Below are 12822 nucleotides of genomic sequence, written 5' to 3'. Positions count from 1 at the left end.
GTGCCGATTGAGCAGCTGATGGCGGAGGTAACGGTCAGCGATGGCGCGCTGAGCGACGTGGACAGCGATACAAGCCAGGTGACCGCGGTCAATGACGACCCGATAATAACTACAGATGCAGTTATTATCTCTGAAGAGGGGCTTGCTAACGGCTTGCCGGATAATGAAGGCAATTCTGATACCACCGATAGTGCTGTTGCTAGCGGGCAGGTTATGGCTTCGGATGTGGAAGGGGACGCCCTGACATACTCTTTGAGTGCTCCAGTCATCGGCCTTACTTCAGGAGGCCAGCCTGTTACTTGGTCAGGTAACGGCACAGGAACCAACGGTCTTGTAGGCGCAACTCAGTTGACAGGTGCCACTGCTATGGCCACTGTTTTGGTTGTATCCATTGACTCGAACGGAGCCTGGACGGCGGAGCTTCAAGGACCGGTAGACCATGCGGATACTTCAAGTGAAGATACTCTTGCTTTTGATATCGGAGTGACCGTCAGTGATGGTAACGGTGGCTCCGATACAGGCTTTTTGACGGTAACGGTCGAAGATGACAGTCCTGAGCTGAACTCTTTCGATGGCCGAGAGGGTGTCAACTCAGTGCCCAACGTAATCGGATCGTACGAAGGAACGTTTGACGGCTCGTTTGGTGCAGATGGAATAGGCGGGATACTGTTTGGCGGTGCAACGGCACTTACCGGTGTTACCTATTCTTCAGAAACGAATCCAGTGACGGGTGTTTTGACTGTTACGGCAACTGTTGATAGCACAGGGGCAGATTTTTTCACTCTTACCGTGAACCCCGATGGTCATTATACATTCGATATTCTGGGTTCACGCCCGACAACCGAGAACACGGTATCGTTCAGTGGGGTACAAGGAAGTGCAGCTGTATCCTCGCTGACCATTGGTGACGTTACCTTCACCTCCACAACAAACATTAAACCGACCTCAAGTGGGTTCGGTGTAAATAGCAACGGCAACTTTGACCCTGGTGAAGACTTCACCATGGCGGTGTCAGGAAATGACGTGGATTCAGTCAGCCTGTATTTCAAAATGCAGGGCAGTGGTTCTTTGGATGTTTCTTGGCAGACGGACGCAGGTGAAACCGGAAGTGTAAGTGTGTCTGATAACGGTTGGGTGATATTCGACCCGACCAACAGTTTCAGTGAGATAAGTTTCACGGCCACGGCGGATGGAAGTGCTACCTCAAAAATTGAGGGTGTAGCATACTCACAGGATGTGCTGCCTGAAAACCAGCCTCTGATTTTCTCCCTGGGTCTTGAAGATGCTGATGGTGATGTATCGAGCTATCAGGACTTGAATATCAACTTGCTGGGTACTTCCGAAATGGTGGGTACGTCCTCTGCGGACACCATTAATGGTGGTACTGGCGATGACATTATTATCGGTTCAGATGGAGATGACGTCATCTTTGGTAACTTGGGTGATGACATTCTCTACGGTGATAACAAAGATGGTAGTGGTTCTGGAGCGGATACCTTCGTTTGGAAATCAGGGGAAAGTGGCACTGATATAGTGGCAGACTTTGACGCCTCTGAGGGGGATGTGCTTGACCTGTCCGAGCTGCTGCAGGACGGAGAGAATGCCGGCTCAATCGATTCCTATCTTCAGGCTATCGAAAGCAACGGAAGTACCACTTTGTATGTCAGTTCCAATGGTAGTCTGGACTCGAACGACCTTGGTGGGACTGCCGATCAGGTGATCGAGTTGACTGACGTAACTGGTTTTGATGTTAACGCATTGATCCAGAGTGGTAATATCAACGTCGATCAAAGCTGATTAGGCAGTGCTCCGGCAAGAGCTGGAGCAATTCTCGTAACATAAAGGCTTCGCCATCAATGGCGAGGCCTTTTGTTTGCGTAAGGCTCAGAACGGAATCTCAGAAAAACCTGTCCCTCAGTACACCTTGCTCTCTTGCCCAAACCGGCCTTTACTTGAATGAGTAACCACACATATAAAGGGCTAAAGCATGAGTACAGGAACAGTTTCGTTTCTTTCCGGTCAGGCCGTGGCCATTGCTGCAGATGGCACTGAGCGACTCCTTGCAGTAGGGGACGCGATCTTGCTGGGTGATCTGATCCGCACTGCATCTGGTTCACGACTTGAATTTACTACAGACAATGGACAGGTTGTGACGCTTGAAGGTGGTCAGAACTGGCTGGTGTCAGAGTCAGCGCTGGTTCCTGTGCAGGCCCCGGCTGAGAATACAGTCAGTGCAGAGATAGCGGCCATCCAGGAGGCGATTCTGGCCGGTGAAGATCCGACTGAGCTGCTTGAAGCCACTGCCGCCGGCGCACCGGGTGCCGGTGCTGAGGGTAATGAGGGTGCGGACTTCATCGTGCTGGCCAGAACAGCGGCTGAAGTCACACCGGTAGCGGGGTATGACACCATCGGCCTGAATTATTCCGTTGAGCAGCCGGACGGCGAAGAGGGAATATTGACAGGCGATACCATCCCGGTTATTTCCCCCGAAAACCCCGAGGTTCCCGGGACCCCACCGACTCCCGAAGCTCCAGAGGATCCTGAACTTCCCGAAGACCCCGAAGATCCAGAGGACCCAGAGTCACTGATTGCGGACTATCAGGGCTATGTCGGTGGTCAGGGTAGCGCAAACAACCCCAACGGTACCGGTGGGACCTATGCTGACGCCAATGGCCTGAAGGATACAGGTGCCGATAACGCTTGGGCGATCTACAACGAAGAGACCGGCTATTATTCGGTTGAACGACAGGGTAACCCGCATCAGGAGTCACCTGATCAGCTGGACCCAACCGAAGCGATCGCGTTTGAGCTGACCAATCCCATGACCGAGATCTGGTTCCATTTTGACGGTAATGTGGGCGGTAGCCAGTGGTCGATCTATGATACCAACGGTGACCGTATTCAGCTGGCCAACAACGAGCGCTATTTCTCGGTGGAAGATCAGATCGACACCGAAACAGGCATGGGTCACTTCTATCTGAACGACAGCAACGGCGAGCCGCTGGAATTCAAGTATATCGCCTTCGATGGCGGGGATGACTCCAGCTATAGTCTCAAACCAATGTCGTCAGCGGATATCGGTTCTGGAGAGCTTTCAATGTCGGGTGAGCCGGTCCTGATGGCTACACTGGACGATGCCATGCCTGAGCTGGATGATGAAGTTGAAGTCGGGCTGGATCTGTCCGATCTGCTTGAGGGGGCAAGCGGTGACAGCCTGGATACACTCGTTAACTATATCCATGTGGCTGAAGAGGGCGGCAACCTGTTGCTCTCCCTGAATCATGCCGGTGAGGGCATTGATGCGGGTATTGATCAAGTGATGACCATTGAGAATATGACTTTCAGTGACTTGGGGCTGGATGTCGGCACGGATCAGGCCGAGTTGCTGGCCGCATTGCTTGAAAATGGCGTGATCCACGTGGATTAAGCCCTCATCGTTTCAGAGCCCGCCGATTGGCGGGCTGTTGCGCTATATCCATTCAGACGCAATTCCCCTTATCTCTCCGCCGGTTTTTCGCTAACATAGCCCGCTATCGGCATCAGCGTATAACTGGACGGATCAGTGCTTTTCAACAAGCTTCCTGAAGACATATTTCTCCCGCTCTCGGGGCAGAACCGGCAGGTGTATCAGTCGGTGCTGCTGGAGCTGGCAGATCTCTTTTTTGACGAGGATCTGATCGATCCCTTTATCCCGCGGGATCTGGTGCGCTCCAGCATCGAGAATGCCGTGGTGCGGCTGGGCGTGCGCCGCTGGGAGACAGAGCCTGGCGAAGATGCAGGCGCAGAGCCGCCTCGTTCCAGTGCCGAGTACACCAATCGCATCTATCGACGCCTGGTTCAGACTGGCTGGCTGGAAGAGGAACAGAAGGTGTACCGCACCTATGTACTGCTTTCACCTTCAGTCAGCTACCTGCTGCGCTCATTGGTCAGTATCGCCCGGCTGGAAAAACGCAGCTACGGCGGTGCCGTACTGAACGTGCTCAGTTCGCTGGAGTCGGCCATCAGTGACCCTCTGGGGCGTGGCATCACGCTTTCTGAAGCAGCCCAAACGGCGGCGGATTTCAGTGCCCATTTGACTGACATGATGTTGGGCCTGCGAGAGCTGAAAATGAACCTGTCGGCCAGCAACAACCCGCAGGAGATCGTGCGCGGCTTCTTCGACCGCTTTGTTGAGCAGATACTGGTTTCCGACTACAAGACGCTGAAAACCCGCAACAACCCGTTCCGCTTCCGCCGTCAGATTCTCTCCATGCTGCGCGACCTGCAGTTCGATCCGCTCAAACTGCAGCAGCTGGCCGAGCATTATCAGATGCAGCTGGATATGTCATACGACGTAGCCGAAGCGCAGGTGCACCAGCATATCAACCGCATTATTCGCATCTTTGAGTCGGTGGATCAGCGCTTGGCCGCCATTGACGATTTCCGCTACCAGCTGGAAAAGCGGGTCGCGGATACCGTGCGCTACATGGACAAGACCACACCTGGCATGGCGGCACGGTTGTCGCGCCTGATCGCGGCAGTGGGCAACCTGCCGGAAAAGGTCATTCCGCCGCTCACTACGCTGGATGAAGTGGGCTTTATCTCACCCGCCAGTGTACGTGCACCGGTACGCCGCCGGGTGGAGGCTCAGCCGCGCATTATTACCCAGAAAGAGATCGATCCTGCCGTGCTGGAGTTGCGCCGTCTGTTCAAAGAATGGAAAGAGCGGCGCGAGGTCAATGTGGATCGTATCGAAACCTACCTGGAAAGCCAGCTTGCCGGCCGCGAGCAGCTGAGGGCAACCGATTTTCGGATCGGCACGGTGGAAGACTACATCTGCTTCAGTTACGTGCGTCACTTCAACTCGCTGGGCAAGAAGGCGCAGCGGATGCGGCAGCGCTATCGAATTCAATTTGAAGACAACTACGTCAACGTCTCCGGAATGGTGGAGTGTCGTGGTTTTGTTATCCACAGGAACAGCTAATGCTTGGTGATCTGCAGAAAATCGTCTCCCGCAATGAGCAGCATGACGCCGATGACTTCATCCGTGCCGCCAATCTGCTGCTGAGCAACCAGTTTCTCTATGCGGACCGGCCGGTGCACCGTGACAGCTATTTTCTGATTGCCGGCAACACGGAGTATTTTCGTAACCTGTTTGCGGCGATCGGCTGGAGCCTGGTGTATCAGCCAGACGAAGCCTATCTGGGTATTCTGCCGCAGGGTGAAGAGCGTGTGCTGCGTCTGAAGCTGGACGAGTCGCTGCTGATGCTCTGCCTGCGTCAGCAGTACGAGCAGAAGCTGGAAAGCTTCGAAGTGGAAGGCGGCAAGGCCTACACCAGTACCGACGAGCTGCTGCGCCTGTTCAGCAACCTGACCGGCAAGGAGATCCCCAACGAGACCCGTCTCAAGGAGATCATCTCCCTGTTTACTCGCCACGGCCTGATTGAACGCGGCAAGCAGGATGAAACCGACCCGAAAAACATTCCACTGAAGATCAACCCGACCATTCGTCAGGTGGTGGTGGAAGACTACATTGGCCAGCTCGAAGCGCTGTGCGACACCGATATCCGTGATCAGCTGGAGCCCGAGGATACCGATCCGGCCGACCTGCCCGACACGCCAACCCCCGAGACTGAGGAGAAGCCCGCATGAAGCAGCTTAACCGGATTGTGCTGGTCAACTGGTATGTGCTGGGAGCGGTCGAGATTCCGATCAAGGGCAATGTGGCCATTGTCGGCCCCAACGGCTCGGGCAAGTCATCCCTGCTGGACGCGATCCAGACGGTACTCATGGGCGGCCACAAGCGCCACCTGAGCTTCAACGCCTCGGCCGGTGAGAAGAGCGAGCGCTCTTTGCGCACCTACTGCCTGGGCTTCATGGATGACAACGGCAAGAAGGCTACCGCCCGCGAAGACTCGCTGACCTACATGGCGCTCAGCTTCTTCGATACCGAAACCGCAAAAGAAAGCTGTATCGGCATTGCCATCAGCGCATCGACCGCCAGTGCGGAAGAGGATGTGCTGGGCCGGTTTATTCTGCCGGAGTTTTCCGTGTCGCTGGACGACTTCTCGGTCAAGGAAGGCAATGGCCGCATGCCACGTCCCTGGAACGAAGTGCGTGACAGCCTGCTCAAGCAGTGTCCGGAGATGGTTCTGGAAAAACGTGCCAATCGCTTTATCCGCGATATGGTGACACACCTGAGCCATGATGCGCAGATGCCGAATGATGACGACAAGTTCGTCAAAAACTTCAAGAACGCGCTGAAATTTGTGCCGATCGACAGCCCGACACGCTTTATTCGCGAATTCGTGCTGGACGAAAACATCGTACATGTTGGTGCTTTCCGCAAGTCGCTGGATGAATACCGGGCGATGGAGCAGAAGACGCTGGAGGTCTCCAACCGCATTGCCGAGCTGGAGAAGGCGCAGGAGCTGTGTAACGGCATCAGCCGCAACGTGAAAAATGCGGTCGAATACGAATGGGTGGTCCACGAAGGCCGTTTTGAACAGGCGGATCTGCGTAAGGAAGATGCCGCCGAGCGGCTGGAATCCTACAGTGAACAGGAAGAAAAGCTGCAGCAGGAGCTGGAGGAGAACAGTGCGCGTCTGAACCAGGCGATGCAGGATCTGGCTGATGCTCGCGCCGAACTGAACAGCAGCGACTCGGCCCATAAGATCAATGCACTGGAGTCCACCGTCAAGGCGCGTCAGCACGAGCAGAACGTGGTCAAGGACAAGATCCAGCAGGCCTACAACCTGCTGCGTACCACCGTGAGTTTTGCCAGCTACAATGACCTGTTGCCGGATGATTTCAAACCGCTGGTGGAGCGCTCGGTCGAACTCTGGCGTTCTGGCGAGAATATGCTGGCCGATGCCTGGCCCTCTGAGCCGGTCAGTGTGGATAAGGTGATCAACGAACTCAAAGGGCAGGTCGACAGCGTGCGCAAGGCGATCTCGCGCCGCTACGAAGAGTCGGTGATCCGCATTAACGACCTGCGCAGCCTGATCCAGAACCAGAAAAGCGCGGTGGAACAGTTGCAGCAGGGGCGTGCGCCGATTCGTCACAACACGCGTGAGTTGATGGAGCTGCTGAGTGAGTATGGCATCGACTCCACACCGATCTGTGAACTGGCCGATATCAACGATGACAAGTGGCGTATCGCCATCGAGTCCTTCCTGGGCGCACGCCGTGAAGCACTGGTGGTGGCACCGGATCGGGTTAAGGAAGCGATCACCCTGTACCGCCGCAAGGGGCGTCATCTCAAGGGATGTCGAATCATCAATACCACCAAGTCAGGTGACTGGCTGAATCGCAGCAAGCCGGGGTCACTGGCACAGTTTATCGACACCGACAACGAACACGCCCAAGCCTACCTTAACCGTGCCCTGGGTGGCGTGATGGCGGTCGAAACCGAGCAGGAGCTGCTGCGTCAGGAGCGGGCCCTGACCTACGACTGCATGCTGCAGACCGAGGGCTCGACCACCTCCATCAACGAGCTGAGCCCGATTATGGGTATCCGTCGCCGTCAGGATCAGCTGGCAGTGCAGGGACGCCAGGTTGATGAGCTGATCGCGGAATTCACCACGCTGGGCAAGCGTCACGAGTCGCTGGAAAAACTGCGTGATGCCCTGATCAGCATGACGACGGGCCTGACCCAGGTCACCGAAAGCGTGTTCGATCTGGTCAATCAGCGTGAGCAGCTCAGCAGCGAAATTCAGGGTTACGAGCAAGCGGTCGTGGATCTGCGCAATCATGATGACAGCGGTATCCAGCAGCGCATTGCCGAGTTGGCTGACAGTCAGAAGCAGGTGGAGGCCCGTCAGAAAACCCTGATGGAGAAGCTGCAGAAGGTCCGTACCGGTATGATCAAGGACAATGCGGCCCTTGAAGTGCTGGAGCAGGAGCTGGTGGAACACGCTCAGGCACGCACCCTGTGCGAGGAAAAGCCCCACTTTGATGCCCAGTCGGCGCAGGAAAAGCGCGATTACCTGGATGAAAGCTGTGGCGGGGAGCTGGAGCGCATCATTTTCGAGGCCGCCAAAAAAGCGCAGTCAGAACTGCAACTGCACGAGAAAAAGAAAAACGCCGTGCGTGATGCCGTCGCTCAGTACAAGGCACGCTATCACGGCGGGGGCATGAGTCATCAGGAACTGGACAATATCAGTGCCGATTCCACCCACGAAGACCTGGAATTCTACGTCAACAAGACTGTCCAGGCGCTGCGTGACTCCGAGCTGGCCGAGTACACCAAGAAGGCTGAACGTGCCCGTCTGGAAGCCGAGACGGCCTTCCGTTCCGACTTTGTGGCGCACCTGAATGACCAGATCAACAAGATCAAGGATCTGATCCGCGAACTGAACAGTCACCTGAAGAACCGCCCGTTCCATCAGGAGATGTACAGCTTCGAGATGATGCCCAACCCGGAACTGAAGGACATTCTGGAACTGGTCGAGGCCTATACCCGTCTGGATCAGGCCAACGTGGGAACCCTGTTCGATATCCAGCATCAGGGGGATAACACCCACCGTGAGGCGTTGAACAAGATCCACGATGTGCTGCGTGATGAGGGCGAAAGCAGTTTGCTGCAGGACTACCGTAACTTCTACAACTTCGAGCTGGTGGTCAAAGATCTGCAGGGCAACCGCAAGACCACTCTGACTCAGCGTATCAAGACCGGCTCCGGTGGTGAGCATCAGGTGCCGTTCTATGTGGCCATGGCGGCTGCGCTGGGGGCGACCTATCGCCTCAAGGAAGGCGGCGACGGGCGCCCGGTGGGCGGCATGAGTCTGTCCGTATTCGACGAGGCGTTCAACAAGCTCGACTCCGAGAACACGGTGACGTCACTGGGCTTCATGTCTGATCTGGGCCTGCAGACGATTATTGCAGCGCCGGATGAAAAGTATTCACTGCTGTCGTCCTGCATGGATACCATTATCAATGTGTGCCGTGATGGTCGTGTCGTTGATCTGGATGTGGAGTTCCCCACAGAACAGGGCAAGGAATTGCTCGCCTCTGATCATCCCTACAAGATCATGGCGGCTGAAGCTGCCGACGTGGAAGAGGCGTCCTTGACGCTTTGAGTCGATCAGCGCGACGGGGCTGCCAGCAGTCCCCGTCGGGCTGGCTCTGAAGGATACCTTTCCAGTTCGGGAATCAGGCTGGCCAGTACCTGTCCTCGGTAGCATAGCTGCAGACGAGGGCCGAAGGGGCGCCCGCTCCATTGCTCGGAATGGTCGAGCATGTCCAACAGCACTCCGGCCGCACTCAGGCTGGCATCTTCCTGCTCTTCGCGCCAGTCACGGAACTGTTCGTTTGCCAGCAGGCAGCTCAGGGTGTGAGCGCACCAGTGCTGCGGCAGTGTTTTAAGCGGAGCCAGCAGGCGGCTGCTGGCGGGGCTGTGCAGATGGGCGTCACGCGGGAAAGACCGTCGAGCGCTGAGCTCACCTTCAAGCCCGAGCAGGCCGTTGTCACGCACGTTGCTGCCAAAGTCCAGTGAGGCGAGCCCCTCGATCAATCGGGTCAGACTCCAGTTGCAGCCCTTGATCAGTTGCCAGGCGGGTTCCATCGAACGGCGCGAACCCAGGGTATAGCGCACTTCAGGCACGTTTTCGAACAGGGTCAGCTGCAGGAAGTGGGTCTGAAAATCGACCAGGCAGCTCGGGTGGTCGATCAGGCAATAGGGCATTTCGCGGCGGCAAAACGCCAGCCATTCCTCTCGACTCTCCAGCTGGGGCAATACGCGAATAATCATGGTCACCTGCACTCACATCAGGTCGCAAGTATAAAGCAAACCGACCACAATTGACGATGCGCGGCACTGGCCTGCGGCGGCAGAATTCTTTAATGTTAGATTTTTGGCATATAAAGACAGGCCCATGAATATCCATCCACTGCGTTCGCTGTTGTACGATGAGCTGCATTCACGACCGTTTCAGGTCATTCCAAGCCCGGCCCGGGTTACGCATATGGCGCTGCTGTGTAACGAAGCTGATCGTCAGGGGCAGCATGAGCATCTGCAGCAGCTGTACGCGCTGTTTGGCTGCCCGGTCGAACAGGGGGACCGCAACTGCTATGAGTATGATTGCGGCACCTTTCGCATGCGTCTGGAGCAGCATACCGAGTTCACGACCTTCACTTTCGTGAATCTGGATATTCCCGAGGGCAGTGGCGCCTTTGATGTAACCGGTCTGACCCCGTTGCCCGAGGGCTGGATTGAAACCCTGCCTGGCCAGGTAGTAGCGGCATTTCATGTCAGCATTGAAGATGCTCGGCAGGGGCCGGAACCGAGTCTGCCTCAGGTAAAGCAGGCATTTGAAGAGATGCGCCTTGTGGGCAGCAGCCCGCAGGATGGTGATGCGCGAGTCTGGGCCAGTTTTCAACTACATTCGGACGGTTTCGGCCGCTTGATGGTGGTCAACAAACAGATGAGTGACAGTCAGCTTGGCCGTCTGACCCAGCGCCTGATGGAGATTGAGACCTACCGCTTGATGGCCCTGCTGGCCCTGCCACTGGCGCGTACGGTTTCACCCGAACTGGTGCGGATGGATGCGCGTCTGGCGGAGCTGACGCAGCAGCTGGCAGGTAATGGCGAGGTTAACGAGCGTGAGTTGCTGGCCGATCTGATCGAAATGGCTGCCGGTATCGAGTCCTGGCGCGCCCGCTCCACGTTCCGCTTTGGGGCGACCAAGGCCTACCATGAGCTGGTATTGACCCGGCTTGAGGCGCTGCGTGAGGATGAAGTGTCCGGACACCTGACCATCACTGAATTCCTCACTCGCCGCCTGACACCGGCCGTACGCACCTGCCAGGCGAGCAGTGAGCGGCTGGAGGACCTTTCGCGGCGTGTGGATCGTGTGTCTGATATGATGCGCACTCGAGTGGAGCTGGGCATTCAGCAGCAGAACCAGCAACTGCTCAGCTCAATGGACCGCCGCTCTCGCATCCAGTTGATGATGCAGCATACGGTAGAGGGGCTGTCCGTGGTGGCGATCAGCTACTACCTGATCGGTCTGCTGAAGTATCTGTTTGAAGCTCTGTACGATGCGGGTGTACCGCTGGACAAATCACTGGCAATCGGCATTTCGGTGCCGGTGGTGGCCTTCAGTGTCTGGCTGGCCACACGGCGTATCCACCATCATTTTATCAAGCTGGCACGCAAGGATCGTCTGCGTGATCAGTAAGTCCTGGAGTTGTAGATGAGCGTTGCTGAACGTATTGAAGAGCTGGTCAATGCCGGCATGCAGGTTGAACGGTTTGCACTGGAAAACGAGAGCCACATGCACTCCGGCCCGGCAACCGAAAGTCATTTCAAGCTGGTACTGGTCAGCCCTGACTTTGCCGGCAAGCGGCTGGTGCAGCGTCATCAGCTGGTATATGGGCTGGTGGCAGAATTGATGCAGAACCCAATCCATGCACTGGCACTGCATCTGCATACGCCGGAAGAATGGCAGCAGCGCAATGGTCAGGTGCCCCAATCGCCCAACTGCATGGGTGGCTCAAAAGCGGATAAAGCCTGAAGCGGCTTGGGCAGGTTCAACCCGTGCCCAAGCCGGACGGTTGCATCAGGCCGTGATGCGGCGAAACAGCTCGAAATATTCCGGAAACGTCTTGCGGGTACAGCCGGGATCATTAATGGTGATCGGCGCATCGCCAAAAGCGGCCAGCGAGAAACACATCGCCATGCGGTGGTCATCATAGGTATCGATGGCGGCGCTCTGAATCTGTGCAGGTGGCGTGATTTCGATAAAGTCCTCTCCCTCGACCACTTCAGCCCCGACCTTGCGCAGTTCTGTCGCCATCGCGCTGAGACGGTCGGTTTCCTTGACGCGCCAGTTGTAAACATTGCGAATGGCGGTGGGGCCCTTGGCAAACAGGGCCGTGGTGGCAATGGTCATGGCGGCATCGGGGATGGCGTTCAGGTCCAGATCAACGCCGTTGAGCTCGCCCCGCGTCACTTCAATCCAGGTCGGGCCATAGCTGACCTGCGCCCCCATCTTGCCCAGTACCTCGGCAAAGGCCTTGTCACCCTGTACGCTGTCGGCGCCGACGCCGTAGACCCGCACGGTGCCACCGGCGATTGCGGCAGCGGCCAGAAAGTAGGAGGCCGAAGAGGCATCCCCTTCCACCATCACCTCACCCGGTGAACGGTACTGTTGACCGGCGCGTACCACGAAACGCTGGTAGTCGTGGTTTTCCACCTCTACGCCAAACAGCGCCATGGTGTGCAGGGTGATGTCGATATAGGGCTTGGAGACCAGTTCGCCCTCCACCTGAATGCTCAGATCACCCTCGGCCAAAGGAGCCGCCATCAACAGGGCGGTCAGGAACTGGCTGGAGATGTTGCCGCGAATACTGACTTCGCCGCCTTTAAGGCCTTTGGCATTGATCCGCAGTGGCGGGTAGCCCGGCTCACCCAGATATTCGATATCGGCACCCAGCGGCAACAGGGCATCCACCAGATCGGCGATCGGCCGCTCATACATGCGTGGCTCACCGGTCAGATTAAATCTGCCTTCACTGGCGCACAGAGCTGCACAGAGAGGGCGCATGGCGGTACCGGCATTACCCAGAAACAGCTCCAGTGCCTGTTCTGACTTGAATGCCTGCCCCAGACCGTCCAGCTCACAGCTGCGGCGGTCATCCGCCAATTGATAGCTGACGCCCAGTGCCTTGAGTGCGTTCAGCATATGACGCACATCATCGCTGTCGAGCAGATTGGTGATGCGGGTACGACCCTCGGCAAGGGCGGCCAGCAGCAGAATGCGGTTGGAGAGGCTCTTGGAGCCGGGGATCTGAACATCACCGTTGGCTTGGGCCAGCGGCTGCAGGGTCAGGGTATCCATC

The 12822-nt window shown here is 56.7% G+C and carries 9 protein-coding genes; 7 read left to right on the top strand and 2 right to left on the bottom strand.

What is annotated here, in order from left to right; genetic code table 11:
- The 5 genes from ABIE60_RS09120 to ABIE60_RS09100 form a co-directional block, all read left to right on the top strand.
- Window positions 1-1797, top strand: a 1797-nt coding sequence (locus ABIE60_RS09120; RefSeq protein ID WP_354469124.1) for a type I secretion C-terminal target domain-containing protein, incomplete at its 5' end; no start/stop codon positions are given.
- Window positions 1798-1987: 190 nt separating this feature from the next.
- Complete coding sequence (locus tag ABIE60_RS09115) at window positions 1988-3427, top strand: retention module-containing protein (protein ID WP_354469123.1); 1440 nt, start codon at window positions 1988-1990, stop codon at window positions 3425-3427.
- 135 nt (window positions 3428-3562) lie between these two features.
- On the top strand, window positions 3563-4963 hold the full coding sequence (locus ABIE60_RS09110) for a Wadjet anti-phage system protein JetA family protein (RefSeq protein WP_354469122.1): 1401 nt from the start codon (window positions 3563-3565) through the stop codon (window positions 4961-4963).
- Complete coding sequence (locus tag ABIE60_RS09105) at window positions 4963-5631, top strand: DUF4194 domain-containing protein (protein WP_354469121.1); 669 nt, start codon at window positions 4963-4965, stop codon at window positions 5629-5631. Before ABIE60_RS09110 ends, ABIE60_RS09105 begins: the two co-directional genes overlap by 1 nt.
- Window positions 5628-9059 (top strand): SbcC/MukB-like Walker B domain-containing protein, encoded by a 3432-nt coding sequence (locus ABIE60_RS09100; protein ID WP_354469120.1) that lies wholly within the window; start codon window positions 5628-5630, stop codon window positions 9057-9059. Before ABIE60_RS09105 ends, ABIE60_RS09100 begins: the two co-directional genes overlap by 4 nt.
- A gap of 5 nt (window positions 9060-9064) precedes the next feature.
- On the opposite strand, the gene ABIE60_RS09095 is transcribed toward ABIE60_RS09100, so the two are convergent.
- Window positions 9065-9730, bottom strand: coding sequence for a hypothetical protein (locus ABIE60_RS09095; RefSeq protein ID WP_354469119.1), 666 nt, complete (start codon window positions 9728-9730; stop codon window positions 9065-9067).
- Between the two features lie 124 nt (window positions 9731-9854).
- On the opposite strand from ABIE60_RS09095, the gene ABIE60_RS09090 reads away from it, so the two are divergent.
- Window positions 9855-11159, top strand: a complete 1305-nt coding sequence (locus ABIE60_RS09090; RefSeq protein ID WP_354469118.1) for a DUF3422 family protein — start codon at window positions 9855-9857, stop codon at window positions 11157-11159.
- Window positions 11160-11174: 15 nt separating this feature from the next.
- Entirely contained in the window at window positions 11175-11495 is a 321-nt protein-coding gene (locus ABIE60_RS09085; protein WP_354469117.1) for a BolA family protein, read from the top strand.
- Window positions 11496-11540: 45 nt separating this feature from the next.
- Here ABIE60_RS09085 and aroA read toward each other — a convergent pair whose 3' ends face one another.
- A complete protein-coding gene (aroA, locus tag ABIE60_RS09080; RefSeq protein WP_354469116.1) occupies window positions 11541-12821 on the bottom strand; it encodes a 3-phosphoshikimate 1-carboxyvinyltransferase in 1281 nt (426 codons plus the stop codon).
- Window position 12822 lies beyond the last annotated feature (1 nt).

The sequence above is a fragment of the Marinobacterium sp. MBR-109 genome (assembly GCF_040547565.1).
Classification (GTDB): domain Bacteria; phylum Pseudomonadota; class Gammaproteobacteria; order Pseudomonadales; family Balneatricaceae; genus Marinobacterium.
The sequence above is the reverse complement of the archived record's forward strand: the minus strand, read 5'-3'. Positions and strand labels throughout refer to the sequence as shown.

What these genes read in the sequence shown, in the direction of transcription:
- ABIE60_RS09090 (WP_354469118.1), top strand. Translation starts at nt 9,855, where the DNA reads ATGAATATCCATCCACTGCGTTCGCTGTTGTACGATGAGCTGCATTCA.
- ABIE60_RS09095 (WP_354469119.1), bottom strand. Translation starts at nt 9,730, where the DNA reads ATGATTATTCGCGTATTGCCCCAGCTGGAGAGTCGAGAGGAATGGCTG.
- ABIE60_RS09105 (WP_354469121.1), top strand. Translation starts at nt 4,963, where the DNA reads ATGCTTGGTGATCTGCAGAAAATCGTCTCCCGCAATGAGCAGCATGAC.
- ABIE60_RS09100 (WP_354469120.1), top strand. Translation starts at nt 5,628, where the DNA reads ATGAAGCAGCTTAACCGGATTGTGCTGGTCAACTGGTATGTGCTGGGA.
- aroA (WP_354469116.1), bottom strand. Translation starts at nt 12,821, where the DNA reads ATGGATACCCTGACCCTGCAGCCGCTGGCCCAAGCCAACGGTGATGTT.
- ABIE60_RS09115 (WP_354469123.1), top strand. Translation starts at nt 1,988, where the DNA reads ATGAGTACAGGAACAGTTTCGTTTCTTTCCGGTCAGGCCGTGGCCATT.
- ABIE60_RS09085 (WP_354469117.1), top strand. Translation starts at nt 11,175, where the DNA reads ATGAGCGTTGCTGAACGTATTGAAGAGCTGGTCAATGCCGGCATGCAG.